The following is a 17,080-nucleotide window of genomic DNA, read 5'->3' as shown; positions in this document are numbered from 1 at the left end:
AGATCAAAACCGAACACTACCCGATGGCGCAGATCAAATCGATCATCTTCAGATACATTATGGTCTACTACAACAGGCGGCGGATCTACACCACGAATCCAGGGGGCTGGCCCCCATCGATTTATCGCGAAAGAATGCTGTCACAAGCAGCCTAGCAACAGATTTCTTCATGAGTGTGTTTTCAAACTGCACTTTTCTTGACAACTCCAGATAATGGATTGTTTAGAGTCCCTTCGAAGATATCCTTCGCTATAAAGCTCAACCTCCAGGACAATAGAACACTACCCCTAAAATAGCACTTCTATAAGGATTTTTGTACCATTTTTAGTTGTTCGCGGGAGCTTCTTTTAAGGTCAAAAGATTGGCTCCCGGGTCTTCGCTTGGGCTGTGCTTCTCTATCTATACAACAATACAAGCAGGTATCCTCAATTTTATTTAGCGACGTCAAAGTTGAATAAAATCGTCATCATCCTAGTAATTCCCCGTCTATCAAGGCGATGATGAAGAGGAGACAGAAGGTACATCGTCTTTCTCTAAACAGCAACTTTTCTCCAGTCCTTGCCCAAGTTCCGTTCATTTTCGTTATAACGGCTCAAGCGAGTGCCGGTCACGCGCCGATTCTCGATATCGTATAGATGCGATAACAGCGCGCGGGCCGGTCGTCATTCGCAGATTCACCCTGCCGTGAACAGTGTTGGAATCGTCGCCCCTTTACCGACGAGCTTTGCATTCCGCAACCGCAATCACGAATCCCGATAACGATATACGGCCATAGCGATCGCGAACACCGCGATAGTCCAAGCAACCAAGACGAGGGCGCCTTGCCCCGGGGACAGCGCGCTCGCATCGTCGGGCTGCGGGAACCACATGGCGACTCCCGCCGTATCGGGGAAGTATTTGGCATATGCCGCGTGCTCTCGCAGGAGCGGGCCGGCGATGAAATAATAGCCGAGTACGACGGCTGCCGCAGGCAGCGTACGGCGAAGTAGAACGCCAATGGCCGCGCTGATGAGCGTAGTCAGACAAAGGCTTCCGGTCACGCCTGCAAGGGTGCCGGCGGCGCTGCCCGGGTCGAAAGCAGCAGAAGCGTCGAGAACGATTGCGGCGACCAGAACGCCGGATGCGGCGGTCCCTATCGCAGCCGGGACGACTATGATCGTCAGAGCCAGATGCGAGGCGGCGAGTTGAAGGCCGCGACGGGGCATCGCCGTAAGCGTGGTGCGAATTTGTCCCCCGGCATACTCGGAGCAGGAAGCCGTGATTCCGAGAATGATGAACCCGGCCTGTATATAGCTAATTGAAGCAAGCCCGATATCGAGCACGTCCTGCGTGCCGGTTAAGCCCTGCAATCCGGCGCTGGCGAAGGCTGCCGACAGAAGGAGATTAAGGATCAGCGAACTGCCGACGATGAGCCATGCAGCTGGCAGCGACCACAGTTTGGACAGTTCTGCGGCGAGCGCTTGGACGATTTCCCGGCTGCGGGGCCGGGCGGCCGCGGCGCTCATGCGTCCCTCCGGCAAAACACGATCGCGGCGACGGCGAACAGCGCCGCGGCCCAGGCGGACATGACCAGCCCGCCGACGAGCGGAGTAACTTCGACCTTCGAGTCGGCAAGGTTGCGAATGAACATGCGAATTCCGGCCATATCGGGCAAATAATACGCCAACGGCGTGATCCGCGTGAGCAGATAGGTGACGGTGACGACAGAGGTGTTCACGATCAGGATAGAGAGCGGAACGACGCCGTGTCGGGTAAGGACGGTAATTCCGAACGCCAGCAGCGCAGTAAGCGCCCAGTAGCAGACGACGCCTGCCAGCCGCGGAACATCCTCGCCGCCCAGCTCGGGCGCATGCTCTCCAAGGACGATACGGATCACAGCCATCGCGGCGACTGCAGCGGCTGCGGCCAGCAGTGCGCTGACAATGACCACGGCGGCAGCTTTGGCGAGCAGGAAGCGGAGGCGGGACGGTATGGCGGTCAGGCTGGTTGTGATCTGGCGTCCTCCGCCGGATTCGCCGGATTCGGTGAAGTATTCGCTGCTGATCGCGACGACGCCGATAATGATGGCGCCGATGACACCGAAGGCCAATTCCTGATAGCCAAAATCAATCCCGACCGCGGTCTCGCTGCCTTGAGCCATCGCATTCCGGATCGACACAGCGTTTAACGCGGTAACGCCAGCCGGAACAAGCAGCCCGGCGACTAGCGCGATCCAGACGGACGGAAGGGAGAAGAGCTTGGACAATTCCGCAGCAAGCGTCCTCATGGTGCGGCCCTGCCGTTCCGAGTCGTAAGCGCGAAAAAGGCATCCTCGAGCGAGCTGTGAGCGCCCGTAACCTCGGCAAGCGTACCGTCGGCGACGATCTGTCCCTGGTGAATCACAACGACGTCGTCAACCGTCTCGGCTAATTCGCCCATCAGATGGCTTGACAGCAGCACTGTGCGGCCCGTTGCGGCCCGTTCGCGCAGAAATGTTCGGATCCAGCGGATGCCCTCCGGATCAAGGCCGTTTACGGGCTCGTCCAGAATGAGGATTTCGGGATCGCCGAGCAGCGCCGCGGCCAACCCGAGCCGGCGCCCCATGCCGAGCGAGTAGCTGCCGACGCGTTTGGGCGCCGCGTCGGTCAGACCGACGATATCTAACACTTCGTCGACCCGGGTGCGAGGCAGGCCTGCAGAACGGGCGATCCAGTTCAGATGCGCGCGCCCGGTTCGGGCCCGGTGAGCGCCGGAGCCGTCGAGCAGGGCGCCGACAGTGGCGAGCGGGTTGCGGAGATGGGTGAAAGGTTTTCCGTTGATCAGCGCTTTGCCGGAATCGGCACGATCAAGGCCCAGCACAATGCGGAGAGTCGAGCTTTTGCCCGCGCCGTTCGGACCAAGGAAGCCGGTCACCCGGCCGGGCTTCGCTTGAAAGCTGATACCGTTCAGAATCGTGCGGGAGCCGCGGCGTTTGACGAGTTGATGAAGGGTAAGCATGCAAGATCATCTTCCTTTCCTGTCATGCTTTCCATTATAGTCGCGCCAAGTTAAATGCCGGGGAGCGTCCGGGTTAAATCCCGTTTAAAATTGGACCGATCGTTACGCTTGTGCCGTTCTCATCCGATGCAAAATCCGCCTGCAGCTTCATTTCCTTCAACATATGCGTTGTGATCGCCAGTCCAATACCGGCGCCGCGATCAGCGGAGGACTCGCCCATTCCCGGGCCGCGGTCTTCGATCGTCAGTCTCTCCTGTTCCGTATTCACGGCGATCCCGACATATCGGCCGGTCTCCGCGTGCCGCAGGACATTCTGGAACAGATTGTCGAGCACGCGCGTCATCCATTGCGGATCGACTTCCCATATCAACGCTGCCTGTTCAGGCAAATCGGCCTCGATATGGAAGCCCGCCTGCTCGAATGCCGGATACCAGGAAGCGATGGAGGCTCGCGCTAGCCGAACGATGTCCGTTGGTACGGGACGATACGGGTATTTACCCGACGTAAGCAGCGTATAAGCAAGCAGGTCGTCCATCAAATCGCCGATGCGTGTAATGGTCCGGTCGACCGCCTCTAACGAGTCACGCCCTTCCGGGCTGAGCGGCTCTTTACGCAGCCTGGAGGCATGTCCGCGGATAACGGTCAACGGCGTTCGTAAGTCGTGCGATAAATTCGCAATCAGCTTCCGCCTGAGCGCTTCCTCTTCCAGTTCCCGGCGGCGGCTGTTTTCGAGCTGCTGGATCATCCTGTTAAAGGACGCTTCCAACTGGCCGACTTCGTCCACGCGCTCAGTGCGAACGGATAGGGGGCGGGGAATCCGAACGCCGTCCGCAGGGACGGACATCGCTTCCTGCAGATGGATCAACCGTTGGCGGAGACGGTTGAAGAACAGCCATGAAATGGAAATAAAGACGGCAAAGATAAGACAGATCAGGACGACCATGCTGCGATATTCATGCAGCGCATCGGACTGTTCTTCGGAGGGGGATACGCCGGCAATCATGAAAATCGCCAGAAGCGGAAGGGAAATGAGGATCAGAAAATGGAACAGCAAATACCGGCGGAAAAACGATCCCAAACGCCTCATAGCCTGACCCTGTATCCGATGCCCCGAACCGTTTCAACGATTTCCGGAGCGTCCGGGTTTCGTTCCAGCTTCTTGCGGAGGTGGCGAATATGGACCATCAGCGTTTTGTCGCCCTCCATGTACGGCTCTCCCCAGATCGCTTCATAAATTTGTTCCTTAGGCAAAATCCGATTGGGATGGCTCAGGAAATACATCAGAATTTGATGCTGCTTGCCCGTCAGCACAATTTCTTCCCCCGTACTTTCATTCAGCACCGTATTCTCGGTTAGGTTCACGGCGATATGCTGTCCGAGCTTCAGGCGCTCCGGAAATCCCGCTCCGCTTCGACGAAGTAGAACCTCCACTCTCGCAGCCAGCTCGTCGAGATGAAAAGGCTTGGTCACGTAATCGTCGGCGAACTGAAGCCCCTCCAGCTTATCGTCGACAGCCGACCGGGCGGACAGGAGCAAAATCGGCACCGACGGCGCCGCTTTTTTCAATCGCTGGCCGACCGTAAAACCGTCCAGTCCAGGCAGCATAATATCGAGAATGATCGCATCCTTCCCAACGATTTCCCGTTCCGCGCCTTCCCCGGATGTCAGCCACTGCACCGCATATCCGCGCTGCTCCAGCTCCTCCTTGACCCACTGACCGATTTCCTGATTGTCTTCAATATAGAGTATGCTTCTCGTTCCCTCGGTTCGAAGCCGTTCCGGCGTGCCGGCGGAAGTCCATCTCGCGTAACGCATGCGCTTCGTCTCCTTCATCGCAAATACAAAGAGGCAGAGGCTCTAACTATGCTTAACTTCTCTCGGGTACCCGCATTCTATCGACTCCATCATTATATATCAATTTTGCATCCTCCCCCAAACTAGGGCGATGTCACAAGGGCATCAATTTAGACAAGGCTGCGAACCGCGCGATATGGAAAATTTGGATTCGCCCGAACGATGAGCTAAAATCAAGAAAGGGGTAACATCCACCCAGACCATACAGCCGAAGGAGGCAGGAAACGCAATGACCACAGCTCAAGAAGCCATCGCCCAAACCCGTCAGACCGACTACGACATCGATCCGATCAATATCAATCGTTGGTCGCCGCGTTCTTTTCTGGAGAAGGAAGTGCCGGAAGAGGCATTGTTCAGCGTGCTGGAAGCCGCCCGGTTCGCGCCATCAGCGTTCAACTTTCAGCCTTGGAGATTCATCGTTGCGCGGACGCGGGAAGAGCGCGAAAAGTTTCTTCCGTTCCTGATCGATTTCAATCGTGCCTGGTGCGAGAAAGTGCCGGTGCTGATCCTAATCGTTTCGCAGAGCTCGTCCGAGAACGGGCCGTTCCCGTCCCATGCGTTCGATGCCGGAGCGGCGTGGGGCGCACTGGCGCATGAGGCCGTTCGCAAAGGGCTCATGACCCATGCGATGACCGGCTTCGATTTCGACAAAGCCCGACAGGCGTTGAATATTCCGGAGGAATTCGCGATTCAGGCGCTCATCGCTCTGGGCTATCAAGGGGACAAAGAAGCCCTTCCCCCGGCCATGGCCGAGCGAGAGAAGCCGTCTCCGCGGCGCCCGCTGGAGGAATCCGTGTTCAAGGGCGTGTTCGGGCAGCCGATCAAATAACTTCGCAGATGCGAACAGGAAGGCGGGCGGCTCAGTCCCCGTTTTCCTGTTTTTCTTATCGCGTTCCTCCCCACCCGTTCCCTCGCATCCCACAACCCTAAAAATGCAAGATAACTCCTAGGGGAGCCCGTACGGCCTGTCGCCTGCTTCAGGGCCGCGGAACGCTTCCCGGAGTATCGCACGCTCCCCGTAACGCCCCGCATTTATACTTTTTACAAACTGCTGCTTTCCAACTAACATCCCACTGATACGCGCCCCCTATCCTATTGGTGATGTCCAATTTGTTTAAAATGGGAGTGTGCGCAAAATCATGATCGAAAAAGAGAAAATGGACCGTCGCAAGTTTTTGTCCTACCTGGGAACGGGCGCAGCCGCACTGGCCGCCGCATCTGCCGGGCTGGGCACGCTGGAGGGCAAAGCATCTGCCGCTTCTAAAACGGCCGATCATCTCTTCGGGTTCAAGACCAATCGGGTGAGCGGATTTTTCGAGCCGATCGAGGCCTCCGACGCCGACCAACTCGTCCTGCCGAAGGGCTACCAGTACGATGTCGTGGCCGCGTACGACGACGTTATCAACAACGCGGGAGACAAATTCGGACAAGGCGCGGACTACAATGCTTACCTCCCCATCAACGGCTCCAACTCACATGGCCTGCTGGTCACCAACCATGAATACACGAACATTTTCCTGCACGGGGACATCAAAGACGGCAAGATGACGGCGGAACAAATCCGCAACGAGCTTTACTACCAAGGCATGTCGGTTATCGAAGTGAAACAGGGCGAGGACGGCGTATGGAAAATGGACAAGTCCTCCAGCCACGCCCGCCGCATCAACGGCTTCACCAAGTTCGAGCTGACCGGACCGGCTCGCGGCGCCAAAGCGATCGGCGGCGCCACCACCGTCACCGGAACGTTCGCCAACTGCTCCGGCGGCGTCACGATGTGGAACACGGTCATGTCCTGCGAAGAGAACTTCGAATCGACGGCCGCGGCTGCAAGCTTGAATCCTACGCACTACGGCTGGGTTGTGGAGATCGATCCGTTCGACGGCAAGTTCCTGAGAAAGCATACGGCTCTCGGACGCTTCCACCATGAGAATACGGCCATGAGCATCGCCAAGGACGGCCGCATCGTCGTGTACATGGGCGACGACGTGAAGGATGCGTGCGTGTACAAATTCGTAACCAAAGGCAAGTACGACCCGGCTGCGGGACGCCGCAACTCCGACCTGCTGTCCGAAGGCACGCTGTACGTCGCCAACCTGAAGAGCGGCAAGTGGATCGAAGTGACGATCGACGCGGTACGCAAAGCGGTGGAGAAGGAAGGCTTCAAGGCTCCGAACGGCGTGAAGGGCACGCAGGAAGAGCTGCTGAACAAGTTCCAAACCCAGGGAGACGTCGTGACCCACTGCGCGGAAGCGGCGCTGCTGGTGGGCGGAACGCCGACGGACCGTCCGGAGGATGTCGAAGTTTCTCCGTTCGACAACACGATTTTCATCTGCCATACGAACAACGACAACCACGGCAACATTCACGGGCACATCACCCGCATTTTCGAGAAGGACGACGACCTGGGCGCCACCGAATTCGACTTTGAAATCTTCGCGGCCGGCGGACGTCAGTCCGGCTTCAGCTCGCCGGACAACCTGGCGTTCGACTCCAACGGCAGCCTGTGGGTCGTGACGGATATTTCCTCCGGCAGCCTGAACAAAGGCGTATACACTCACTTCAAGAACAACGGTCTGTTCGTTATTCCGACGGCCGGCCCGAGCAAGGGCGAAGCGCTGCAATTCGCATCCGGCCCGCGCGAGTGCGAGATGACCGGACCGTACTTCACGCCGGACGAGCGCACGCTGTTCCTGTCGATCCAGCATCCCGGCGAAAATACGGAGGATGCCAGCAAGCCGACGAGCCTGTGGCCGCACCGCAAGGGCGACAAAATTCCGCGCGAGGCCGTCGTGGCCATCCGCGGCTTCAAGCTCGGCCAATAATTTATTGAAGAGGAGATTTCGACCATGCCTTTCGGAAATATCGGTATCGGCGGCCTGATTCTCATTCTGGTGATCGCCCTCATTATTTTCGGGCCTTCCAAGCTGCCCGAGCTGGGACGAGCCTTCGGCCGCACGCTCAGCGAGTTCAAGAGCGCCACCCGCGAAATGATCGACGGCGGCAAGGATGACAAGAGCAAAGCCGAGGAGACGGAAGCTCCCGCCTCTTCGGAACAAAAACCGCGCCTGGCCGCTGTCGAGTCCAACAAAAGCTGAGGGGGCCCGCCATGAAGGCCGAAAGCTCGGAAGTCAGCTTCGTCGGCCACTTGGGCGAAATGCGCCGCAGAATCATTTTCACATTGATCGCGTTCCTCGTGTCCCTCTGCGGCGCTTTCGTGTATGTGAAGGAGATCTATCGCTGGCTGGTCCGGGATCTGGAATTCAAGCTGGCGATTCTGGCTCCGTCCGACGTAATCTGGGTCTATCTGAAATTAGCGGGCGTTATCGCGATCGCGGTCACCTTGCCGGTGGCGGCCTACCAAATCTGGCTGTTCGTCAAGCCGGCCTTGAAGCCGCAGGAACAGCGGGCTACGCTGGCGTATATCCCCTGGCTGCCCATTTTGTTTGTCGGCGGGATCGTCTTCGGATACTTCGTCATCTATCCGATGGTGCTGCAGTTTCTGGAGGGCATGTCCGGAGATTTCTCCACCCTGTATACGGCGGACAAATACTTCTCCTTCATGCTGAGCATGACCTTGCCCTTCGGACTGCTGTTCGAGATGCCCGTTACGGTCATGTTCCTGACCCGGATCGGAGTGCTCAGTCCGGCCCGGTTGGCCAAGGGGCGCAAGCTGTCCTATTTTATCCTCACCGTAACCGCCGTCCTGATTACGCCGCCGGATATTATGTCCGACGTGCTGGTAATCATCCCGCTATTCGTCCTGTTCGAGTTAAGCGTGGGGCTGTCGAAGTGGGTGCACGGCAAGAAGGAAAAGCTGGGAACCGCTTAACGGCGGTTCTCTTTTTTTTAATGATTCAGAAAGGAGAAATTCTATCCTTATCTGAATCTCCTCCGACAAAAACGCGATTCTGCGTCTAGAGGACGCCGAAGACGTGTTTGCTTGTGTGCATGAAATCGTATGCCCGGAGATCCTCAAGGCATCTTAACTACGTCCAGTTATGTCTTACCTTCCTGCATTTACTCGTCCCCGGTCCTCCAATAGTATTAACATTGTAAGACGCACAACCACAGGGGAGGAAACAGCATGAGAATAAGAAAGTGGACGGCGATGGGGGTCGGCCTGATTCTGGCGATCGGGCTGACCGCATGCAGCTCCGGATCGAAGGAAACGAAGGAAACGAACGGACAGTCGGGCAACACCGACGGAGGATCGGAGCAGGTCGAGCTTCGGGTCGCCTGGTGGGGAGGAGAAGGTCGGCACGCGCTGTGGAATCAGGCGATCGACCGATTTCAGGAGAAGTACCCCCATATTACGGTCAAGCGGGAGTATACGGATATCTCCGCTTTCTTCGACAAGCTGAATACGCAGATGGCCGGCGGAGCCGCTCCCGATGTGATGACGATGGCGCGCAAGTTCTCCAACGACTACATCCAAAGAGGCCAGTTGCTTGAACTGGACGAGATGATTGCCGATCAGAGGCTGGATCTTTCGAATTTCAATCCGCAGATTGTGAGCAGCGGTGTGTTGAACGGCAAAAATTACATGATCTCGTTGGGCTCTATCGTATCAGGGACCTTCTACAATACCGGCATTTTCGAACGGGCGGGCGTTGAGCCTCCTGCATTCGACTGGACGTGGGACGAATTTATCGACAAAGCGATCGAACTTCAGAAAGCGCTTCCGGAAGGGATTTGGGCAACGGGAGATTACAGTATGGACGAATACGAGTTCCGGGCGTTTTTCCTGAGCAGGAGCAAGGATATGTACAGCGCCGACGGCAAGCTCGGCTTCGACAAGCAGGATCTGATCGACTGGCTGACGATCTGGGAGAGGCTGCGCGATGCGGGAGCTACTCCTCCGCCGGAGGTCCAGGCCGAATATCCGAACGAAATTCCCGAGAACGGCATGTTCGGGCTGGGCAAGGTTGCCATGCTGATGCGGCCTCAGAATCAGTTCAATTCCAACCAGAAGGTCATGGAGGATAACGTCGATATTGTCAGAATTCCGACCGGAGACGACCGAAGCCTTGGTCAGGACTTGGACGGCACGCACATCAGCATCTATTCCAAAACCAAGCATCCCGAAGAAGCCGCATTGTTCATCAATTATTTGATCAACGATCCGGAGGCTTCCGCCATTCTGAAGCTGGAGTACGGGCCGCTCGGCTCCCAGAAAATGAACGACGAATTGAAGCCGACCCTTACCGAACCCGAGGTGGAAGCGCTGGAGTTCTACGAAAAGGTGTCGGATATTGCCAAGACGCCTAATCTGCCGCCTGCGGGCAACGCGGAGATTGTAAAGGAGCTTAAACTGGCGGGCGAGAGCGTGGCCTTCAAGCAGAAAACGATCGAGCAGGCCGTCGACGACCTGTTCGCCGAAGTGGATAAAATTCTAAAATAACAGTCCGACTAACCTGATCTGCAGACGAGTCGACCTCGGATTCGGTTCGTCTGCAGGCCTTATAGGAGCGGTAAGTATGTTTGTTCGAGCATTCCGCAAGTATGCCATTTCCTATCTTTTTTTGCTGCCGTGGTTTCTAGGCTTTTTGTTTCTGGCGCTGATTCCTTTTCTCTATTCTTTGTTTTTATCGTTTACGGATTTCGATATGTTTACCGCCCCCGAGTGGGTCGGCCTGGGCAATTACAAGGAAATGCTGATGGAGGACGGCCGCTTTCAGAAAGCGCTGAGGGTGACTTTCATCTATGTGTTCGTCGGCGTTCCGGTCGAGCTGGCGGTGGCGCTGCTGCTTGCCTTATTGATGAATAAAGGAATACGCGGTCTAAGCCTCTACAGAGCCGTATACTACATTCCGTATCTGTTCGGCGGGAGCGTCGCTATCGCGGTGCTCTGGAGGAAGGTGTTCGGCGTAGACGGCATCTTTAATCAGTTTCTCGCGATGTTCGGGATCCAGGGCATCAGCTGGATCGGCACGCCGTCTACCGCCATCTATACGCTGATCCTGCTGAAAGTGTGGCAGTTCGGCTCTCCAATGATTATCTTCCTGGCCGGGCTGAAGCAGATTCCCAAGGAGCTGTACGAAGCGGCCTCGATTGACGGAGCAGGCAGAATCGGCCAGTTCCGGTCGATCACGCTGCCTCTGCTGTCGCCGATTATCTTTTTTAATATGATTATGCAGCTTGTTTATTCCTTTCAAGCCTTTACCCCCGCTTACATCGTCAGCAACGGTACGGGGGGGCCGGTGGATTCTACGCTGTTCTATACGCTGTACCTGTATGAGAAAGGCTTCACGAATTTCAGTATGGGGTACTCATCCGCGATGGCCTGGTTCTTACTGATGGTTATTGCCTTCTTCTCGGCGATCGGATTTATAACATCTAAAAAATGGGTTCATTACGAGGGGTAAGATGAAGGATGGCCATGACCGTCAAAATTCGATTACAAAAATCGCTGCTGCACGTCCTTCTCCTGACCGGAGCGATCGTCATGCTGTATCCGCTGCTGTGGATGCTGAGCGGGTCCTTAAAGCCGGCGGAGCATATTTTCGCGGATAGGAGCCTGTGGTCCGATCAATTTATGCTGGACAACTACGTTAAGGGCTGGCAGGGAATCGCCGGCATCCCGTTCTATATCTTCTTTAAGAACTCTTTTCTGTTGTCTGCGATTTCCATTATCGGCAACGTCGTGTCCTGCTCGATGGCCGCCTACGCCTTTGCAAGGCTGGAATTTCCGTGGAAAAAACTATTTTTCATCGCCATGCTCGGGACGATGATGCTGCCTTACCACGTACTGATCATTCCGCAGTACATCATTTTTAATCAATTGGGTTGGGTGAATACGTTTCTGCCGCTCACTCTTCCCAAGTTTCTGGCGACAGAGGGCTTTTTCATCTTTTTGATGGTCCAGTTTATGAGAAGTCTGCCCTCCGAACTGGATAAGGCGGCGACAGTCGACGGCTGCGGCCCCGTTCAGATTTATTGGAGGCTGGTTCTTCCGCTGTCGCTGCCGGTGATCGTCACGACGGTCATCTTTACGTTCATATGGACCTGGAACGATTTTTTCAGTCAATTGCTGTATTTGAACGATGCCAAAAACTACACCATCTCGCTCGGACTGCGTCTGTTTCTGGATTCTACGAGCCAATCGCAGTGGGGATCGATGTTCGCCATGTCGACATTATCCCTCGTTCCGATCTTTCTGGTGTTTCTATTTTTCCAACGCTATATTATCGAGGGAATAACCGCAGGCGGCCTTAAGGGATAGGCGCCCGGAAAGGAAGTCGTCCATGATGAGCTTAATGAATGCGCTTGTATACGAAGGTCCAAGGGAATTGAATATACGTTCGGTGCCGATCCCGGTACCGGAGAAAAACGAGGTTCTGATCCGGGTGTCGAGGGCAGGCATCTGCGGTTCGGAGCTTAGCGGATATCTCGGACATAATTCGCTGCGTCACCCGCCCTTGGTGATGGGCCACGAATTTGCGGGGACCGTGACAGCTGCCGGACAGGACGTCGCTACGCTGAGAGCGGGAGATCGGGTCACCGTTAATCCGCTCATCGCATGCGGCCGCTGCCGTTGGTGCCTCTCCGGCGCGCCCCAGCTATGCTCGGACCGTCAGATTATCGGGGCTCATCGGCCCGGCGCGTTCGCAGAGTACGTAGCCGTACCTGCCGCAAACGCACTGGTTCTGCCTCATGAAATATCGATGGATCAGGGAGCGCTCACGGAGCCGCTGGCGTGCGCGCTTCATATCGCGAAGCTGGCGCAGCTTCATCCGGATCAGAGATTGCTCATTCTTGGGGCGGGGCCGATCGGCATTCTGACGCTGCTGATCGCCCAGGCTTACGGATTGACCGATGTCGTTATCGTTGATTTGAATCGCGAGCGGCTGAAGGCCGCGGCCCGGTACGGCGGCATCGCCGCGGACTCGGGCGAGTTCCTGCGGACGATCGCCCCGAAGGACGGCTTCGACCGGACGATCGATGCGGTTGGAGCGGATGCGACTCGCCAGCAGGCGGTCGAATGGACGATACGGGGCGGTAGAGTCGTCTTCTCCGGCCTGCATGAAGCGGCCAGCCCGCTGCCGGTTAATCTGGCTATACGCAACGAGATTGCGATGCTGGGCGCCTTCTGCTACGATTCGGCGGATTTCGCCGCTGCATTGGAGTGGCTGCGAACGGGGAGGGTTCATCTGGCGGACGGCTTGCACCTGTCCGGGCTTGAGAACGGCAAAGCTTGCTTCGAGCAGCTGCTGTCGGGCCCGAATCCGTATACGAAAATCTTGTTGAAAACAACGGACGAATGAGAGGAACGAAGGAGAGATTTTTCATGAGAGAGATCCGGGGAGTCATCCCGATTCTGGCAGCGCCGTTCACGAGCGACGGGGCGGACATCGACTATGACGATTTAAGGAGGCTTGTCGATTTTGTTATTGGAGAGGGCGTGCACGGCGTCGCTCTGCTGGGAGTGGCCAGCGAATTTTATAAAATTTCGGACGAAGAGCGCAGGCGGATGATTGAGGTGACGATCGAGCAGGCGGCGGGCCGGGTGCCGGTCATCGTCAACATCACGCAGCATGCATCGGAATTGGCCGTCAAGGATGCGCGGCATGCCGAGGAAGCGGGAGCGGATGCCATTATGCTTATTCCGCCGTACTTCATGTCGCCGTCGAATGCGGCTGTGAGCGCTCATATCCAGGCCGTCGCCAGACAGACGGAGCTTCCGATGATCATTCAGTATGCGCCGGACGTTACCGGGGCCGGCATTCCGGCGGAGACGTTCCTGGAATTCAGCCGCAGCCGCAAGGGGCAGGTGTACATCAAGGCGGAATCCGTGCCGCCCGGCGCCTTGATCAGCACGCTTCTGGAGCAAACGGAAGGCAGGCTGGGCGCCTTCATCGGCAACTCGGCCCGCCAGATGATCGACGCGCTGCAGCGTGGCGCCTACGGGCTGATGCCCGGCTGTTCGATGGTGAGGGTGTATGTAGAGATATACAACGAATTCGTTCACGGCTCCAGGGAGAAAGCCGCCGACATGTTCGATCGCTTGCTCCCGGTTATCAATATGTTCTCGCAAACGGCGGAAACCTTGATCCGATACGAGAAGATGATTTTGCATCGGCGGGGCGTTCTGAAAACCGACTATTGCCGGACTCCGGCCTATACGCCGGACCAGGCTTATGCGGAATGGCTGGACGTCTACAGCAAGCATATGGTGAGGCATTTCAACTACTCCCTGTGAAGAAAAGAGGCAGAACGATATGGGCGATATGAAAATTACGGAGATTGAAACGATACTGCTGTCCTATAAATACAAGGAGGACGAAGTGTGGAAATGCCCGGGCTGGACCTCGCTCCAGCGCAACGCCATGCTCGTGCGCATATGGACGGACAAGGGGATCTACGGTATCGGAGAGATTGGGGAAGCCACCTCCATTCCGCACGGGGTGGAGCAGATCGTCGAGGAACGGTTCAAGCCGATGCTGCTCGGGCAAGACCCCGAGCAAATCGAGTACCTATGGAGGAAAATGTACGTCCGAACCCAACACTGGGGAACCTCCGCATTAGCTGTCGCTATTATTAGCGGGCTGGAGACCGCTTTGTGGGATCTGCTCGGGAAGCGGTTGAATAAACCGGTGTACGAATTGTTGGGCGGTCCGGTTAGGGACAAAATTCGCGTGTACGCCAGCGCAGGAATGAGTAAAACGAACGAGGACCTGGCGAAGGAAGTGGCTCACTACAAAGGATTGGGATACTCGGCTGTCAAGATGAGGATCGGCAATCCCGATTACCAATCCGATATCGAAGCCGTCCGCATGGCGAGGGAAGCCCTTGGCGACCAAGTGGATCTGATGGCGGACGCGGGTATGTGTTACGTGGACAACGCCTGGGATTTCAATACGGTGCTAAAGGTTACGAGAGAGCTGGAATCGAACCGTCTGTATTGGCTGGAGGAGCCTTTCGTCGCCAATAACATGGAGGACTATATTCGTCTGACGGCCATGACCGATATTCCGATTGCGGCCGGAGAGCACTTTTATACCAAATATGAATTCAAGGATTGGATTGCCAAGCGCGCGGTAAATATCGTTCAGCCAGATGTCACGCGCAGCGGGGGCATTCTCGAATGCAAGAAAATTGCGGCGGTGGCGGAAGCCTTCCATATGCGCTGCGCTCCCCATATCTTCACTTCCGGCGTGTCGCTGATGGCGAACTTCCATTTTATGATGTCGACGCCGAATATTCAGATTATGGAGTATGATCGAACGCCCAATCCGCTGAGAGACGAACTGCTGGTCGAGCCGCTGAGATATGAGGACGGGTACGTCCATCTGCCCCGTCGCCAGCCTGGACTCGGGATCGATCTAACGGACGAGGTCCGCCGGAAATTCGCCTTTATCCCAGGCGACCCGAACTTAAAGCCGGAATTCGAATGCTTGTAAATTCGTCATAGCTTCTCAAATCCCCCCATTCGAATTAGTATAGTCATACGCCTATATTGGAAAGCGGGTAGGGATTGCATGCTTAAGCATCTTAGATTGCGGCCGTTTATAACCAGCTTGCTTGTCGCCTTTATTCTTATCCTTCTGCTGATTACCGTCTACCCGATCTATTACGGCGTCAGGTCCGTGGTGCTGGAGCAGACCAGCCAGCTCAATCTGGACCTGACGTACAACAACTATCAGAAAATATCGGAACGGTTGAATCAGGCTGAAGAGATCGGACTATCCGTCGCTACCAATCGGGGGCTGATCCGGGCATTAAGCAATCCGCCTGCGGATGTCTACGAGTCCGTCGTCACCAGTCGGGAATTGAACGCTTGGATAAACGGGATGGTCTATATTCGTCCTTACTTGACCAGCATTCAGGTCTACAGCGACAGCGGCCTTAGGCGCGTAGGCGAACGGATCAAGCCGATGTCCGCGATCCCTTGGTCCGAGTATCTGGACGCCATGATAGAACTGGATGCGGTCTGGGTGGATTCCCGGAGGGATGAGTACGCGCTGCTGGATAAACGGAGCGTGCTGACGTATGTGATGAGAATCCGGGATACGAAAAACCGAAGCATCGGTTACGTGGAGGTGAACGTAAGCGAGCAGGCGTTGTGGGACAGCGTCAAGGGCAATCCGGAGGCGGTTCCCCTGTTCAAGCGAAGGTCGATTCTCCTGAATCGGGAGGACCGGGTCATGTCGGCATTGGGCTTTCCCGGGGAGATCCGCATCGACGAGAGGTGGTTCGCGGGCCCGGCAAGAGGACAATCCGAGATTCTCGATATTGACGGTCAGAGATTCTTAAGCATCAGCACGTCAAAATCGTCAACCGGCTGGGGGCTGATCGACTATGTTCCGCTGGGAGACGTATACCGCAATGTGAACACGCTGCGCAATTTTATCGTTCTGGTAGCGGCGGCGGTCATTCTGCTAACCGTCCCCGTCGCCTCCTTCCTGTCCAGTAAGTTGATCAAACCGATATTGCGTCTCTTGTCCGGCTTCAAGAAGGTGGAGACCGGCAATTTCAGTACGAGACTGGAGTCGTATTTTATCGTGGAGTTCAATCATCTGGCTCAAAACTACAACTCTATGGTCGAGCAATTAAACAGACTGCTGGAGAAGCTGGAGGAAGAGCACCGGCTGAAGCGGGATGTCGAGCTTCGGCTTCTGCAGAGTCAGATCAATCCGCACTTTCTGTATAATACGCTGGATATGATCAATTGGATGGCGGCGATGAAAGGAGCAAAGGACGTCAGCCGGATGGCGGCCCGATTGGCCAAAATGTTCCGGATCAGCCTGAGCAAAAAAGGACCCTTCATTATGCTGGACGAGGAATTGGACCACGTCCTCGTCTACGCGCAAATCCAGCAAGCCCGCTTCGAGGACCGGTTCGAGTTCGTCGACCGCATTCCCGATGCGTTCAAGGAATATTACGTTCCGAAAATCATTTTGCAGCCTTTCGTCGAGAATGCGATCGTTCACGGCTTCAACGGGACGATGGCCGGCAAAGCCACCGTCGTGATTTCGGCTGAACAGGTGGATGAGAGCCGCTTTGTTCTGATCGTGGCCGATAATGGCAGCGGGCTGACGGAGAAGAGAGAGTCGGACGACCGGGACCAGCTGTATCCCGCCGATTCGGGCGGCCATGGGATCAGCAATGTGAATGAAAGAATTCAGCTCTATTTCGGCAAGGGGTTCGGCGTTACGCTGACGGCCAACGAGCCGCGCGGCGCCAAAGCGACCCTGCTGCTTCCGATCATGAAATCGCCGGATAACGAATAGCAACAGAGGCCGCAGGGGGG

Annotated in this window: 16 protein-coding genes; 11 read left to right on the top strand and 5 right to left on the bottom strand. The window is 56.1% G+C overall.

Annotated features, from left to right (window positions below):
* Positions 1-743: 743 nt before the first annotated feature.
* The 5 genes from ACFO3S_RS05555 to ACFO3S_RS05535 form a co-directional block, all read right to left on the bottom strand.
* The gene (locus ACFO3S_RS05555; protein WP_378093152.1) at positions 744-1,505 is read right to left on the bottom strand and encodes an ABC transporter permease; all 762 of its coding nucleotides are present in this window, start codon (positions 1,503-1,505) and stop codon (positions 744-746) included.
* Positions 1,502-2,266 (bottom strand): ABC transporter permease, encoded by a 765-nt coding sequence (locus ACFO3S_RS05550; protein WP_378093150.1) that lies wholly within the window; start codon positions 2,264-2,266, stop codon positions 1,502-1,504. Before ACFO3S_RS05550 ends, ACFO3S_RS05555 begins: the two co-directional genes overlap by 4 nt.
* Positions 2,263-2,976 (bottom strand): ABC transporter ATP-binding protein, encoded by a 714-nt coding sequence (locus tag ACFO3S_RS05545; RefSeq protein ID WP_378093147.1) that lies wholly within the window; start codon positions 2,974-2,976, stop codon positions 2,263-2,265. Before ACFO3S_RS05545 ends, ACFO3S_RS05550 begins: the two co-directional genes overlap by 4 nt.
* Positions 2,977-3,049: 73 nt before the next feature.
* Positions 3,050-4,063 (bottom strand): sensor histidine kinase, encoded by a 1,014-nt coding sequence (locus ACFO3S_RS05540; protein ID WP_378093145.1) that lies wholly within the window; start codon positions 4,061-4,063, stop codon positions 3,050-3,052.
* On the bottom strand, positions 4,060-4,791 hold the full coding sequence (locus ACFO3S_RS05535) for a response regulator transcription factor (protein WP_378093143.1): 732 nt from the start codon (positions 4,789-4,791) through the stop codon (positions 4,060-4,062). Before ACFO3S_RS05535 ends, ACFO3S_RS05540 begins: the two co-directional genes overlap by 4 nt.
* A gap of 268 nt (positions 4,792-5,059) precedes the next feature.
* On the opposite strand from ACFO3S_RS05535, the gene ACFO3S_RS05530 reads away from it, so the two are divergent.
* The 11 genes from ACFO3S_RS05530 to ACFO3S_RS05480 all read left to right on the top strand — a co-directional run bounded on the left by ACFO3S_RS05530 (position 5,060) and on the right by ACFO3S_RS05480 (position 17,060).
* A complete protein-coding gene (locus ACFO3S_RS05530) occupies positions 5,060-5,659 on the top strand; it encodes a nitroreductase family protein (protein ID WP_378093140.1) in 600 nt (199 codons plus the stop codon).
* Positions 5,660-5,969: 310 nt separating this feature from the next.
* Positions 5,970-7,652: a PhoX family protein gene (locus tag ACFO3S_RS05525; protein ID WP_378093138.1), complete on the top strand. Its 1,683-nt coding sequence runs from the start codon at positions 5,970-5,972 to the stop codon at positions 7,650-7,652.
* 24 nt (positions 7,653-7,676) lie between these two features.
* Positions 7,677-7,925, top strand: a complete 249-nt coding sequence (tatA, locus tag ACFO3S_RS05520) for a twin-arginine translocase TatA/TatE family subunit (protein ID WP_378093135.1) — start codon at positions 7,677-7,679, stop codon at positions 7,923-7,925.
* An 11-nt stretch (positions 7,926-7,936) separates the two neighbouring features.
* A complete protein-coding gene (tatC, locus tag ACFO3S_RS05515; protein WP_378093132.1) occupies positions 7,937-8,659 on the top strand; it encodes a twin-arginine translocase subunit TatC in 723 nt (240 codons plus the stop codon).
* A gap of 255 nt (positions 8,660-8,914) precedes the next feature.
* Positions 8,915-10,231: an ABC transporter substrate-binding protein gene (locus ACFO3S_RS05510; RefSeq protein ID WP_378093130.1), complete on the top strand. Its 1,317-nt coding sequence runs from the start codon at positions 8,915-8,917 to the stop codon at positions 10,229-10,231.
* A gap of 76 nt (positions 10,232-10,307) precedes the next feature.
* Positions 10,308-11,195 (top strand): carbohydrate ABC transporter permease, encoded by an 888-nt coding sequence (locus tag ACFO3S_RS05505; protein WP_378093128.1) that lies wholly within the window; start codon positions 10,308-10,310, stop codon positions 11,193-11,195.
* A 14-nt stretch (positions 11,196-11,209) separates the two neighbouring features.
* Positions 11,210-12,052 (top strand): carbohydrate ABC transporter permease, encoded by an 843-nt coding sequence (locus ACFO3S_RS05500; RefSeq protein ID WP_378093180.1) that lies wholly within the window; start codon positions 11,210-11,212, stop codon positions 12,050-12,052.
* 25 nt (positions 12,053-12,077) lie between these two features.
* Positions 12,078-13,094, top strand: coding sequence for a zinc-dependent alcohol dehydrogenase (locus tag ACFO3S_RS05495; RefSeq protein WP_378093126.1), 1,017 nt, complete (start codon positions 12,078-12,080; stop codon positions 13,092-13,094).
* Positions 13,095-13,117: 23 nt separating this feature from the next.
* Positions 13,118-14,029: a dihydrodipicolinate synthase family protein gene (locus tag ACFO3S_RS05490; protein WP_378093124.1), complete on the top strand. Its 912-nt coding sequence runs from the start codon at positions 13,118-13,120 to the stop codon at positions 14,027-14,029.
* A 19-nt stretch (positions 14,030-14,048) separates the two neighbouring features.
* Positions 14,049-15,230, top strand: coding sequence for a mandelate racemase/muconate lactonizing enzyme family protein (locus tag ACFO3S_RS05485; RefSeq protein ID WP_378093122.1), 1,182 nt, complete (start codon positions 14,049-14,051; stop codon positions 15,228-15,230).
* 78 nt (positions 15,231-15,308) lie between these two features.
* On the top strand, positions 15,309-17,060 hold the full coding sequence (locus ACFO3S_RS05480; RefSeq protein ID WP_378093120.1) for a cache domain-containing sensor histidine kinase: 1,752 nt from the start codon (positions 15,309-15,311) through the stop codon (positions 17,058-17,060).
* The last annotated feature ends 20 nt before the right edge of the window (positions 17,061-17,080 follow it).

The sequence above is a fragment of the Cohnella hongkongensis genome, assembly GCF_042654645.1.
Taxonomy (GTDB): Bacteria; Bacillota; Bacilli; order Paenibacillales; family Paenibacillaceae; genus Cohnella; species Cohnella hongkongensis.
The sequence above is the reverse complement of the archived record's forward strand: the minus strand, read 5'-3'. Positions and strand labels throughout refer to the sequence as shown.

Bases quoted from the DNA above. Each gene is read 5' to 3' on its own strand.
- ACFO3S_RS05555 (WP_378093152.1), bottom strand. From the start codon at position 1,505: ATGAGCGCCGCGGCCGCCCGGCCCCGCAGCCGGGAAATCGTCCAAGCG.
- ACFO3S_RS05550 (WP_378093150.1), bottom strand. From the start codon at position 2,266: ATGAGGACGCTTGCTGCGGAATTGTCCAAGCTCTTCTCCCTTCCGTCC.
- ACFO3S_RS05545 (WP_378093147.1), bottom strand. From the start codon at position 2,976: ATGCTTACCCTTCATCAACTCGTCAAACGCCGCGGCTCCCGCACGATT.
- ACFO3S_RS05540 (WP_378093145.1), bottom strand. From the start codon at position 4,063: ATGAGGCGTTTGGGATCGTTTTTCCGCCGGTATTTGCTGTTCCATTTT.
- ACFO3S_RS05535 (WP_378093143.1), bottom strand. From the start codon at position 4,791: ATGCGTTACGCGAGATGGACTTCCGCCGGCACGCCGGAACGGCTTCGA.
- ACFO3S_RS05530 (WP_378093140.1), top strand. From the start codon at position 5,060: ATGACCACAGCTCAAGAAGCCATCGCCCAAACCCGTCAGACCGACTAC.
- ACFO3S_RS05525 (WP_378093138.1), top strand. From the start codon at position 5,970: ATGATCGAAAAAGAGAAAATGGACCGTCGCAAGTTTTTGTCCTACCTG.
- tatA (WP_378093135.1), top strand. From the start codon at position 7,677: ATGCCTTTCGGAAATATCGGTATCGGCGGCCTGATTCTCATTCTGGTG.
- tatC (WP_378093132.1), top strand. From the start codon at position 7,937: ATGAAGGCCGAAAGCTCGGAAGTCAGCTTCGTCGGCCACTTGGGCGAA.
- ACFO3S_RS05510 (WP_378093130.1), top strand. From the start codon at position 8,915: ATGAGAATAAGAAAGTGGACGGCGATGGGGGTCGGCCTGATTCTGGCG.
- ACFO3S_RS05505 (WP_378093128.1), top strand. From the start codon at position 10,308: ATGTTTGTTCGAGCATTCCGCAAGTATGCCATTTCCTATCTTTTTTTG.
- ACFO3S_RS05500 (WP_378093180.1), top strand. From the start codon at position 11,210: ATGACCGTCAAAATTCGATTACAAAAATCGCTGCTGCACGTCCTTCTC.
- ACFO3S_RS05495 (WP_378093126.1), top strand. From the start codon at position 12,078: ATGAGCTTAATGAATGCGCTTGTATACGAAGGTCCAAGGGAATTGAAT.
- ACFO3S_RS05490 (WP_378093124.1), top strand. From the start codon at position 13,118: ATGAGAGAGATCCGGGGAGTCATCCCGATTCTGGCAGCGCCGTTCACG.
- ACFO3S_RS05485 (WP_378093122.1), top strand. From the start codon at position 14,049: ATGGGCGATATGAAAATTACGGAGATTGAAACGATACTGCTGTCCTAT.
- ACFO3S_RS05480 (WP_378093120.1), top strand. From the start codon at position 15,309: ATGCTTAAGCATCTTAGATTGCGGCCGTTTATAACCAGCTTGCTTGTC.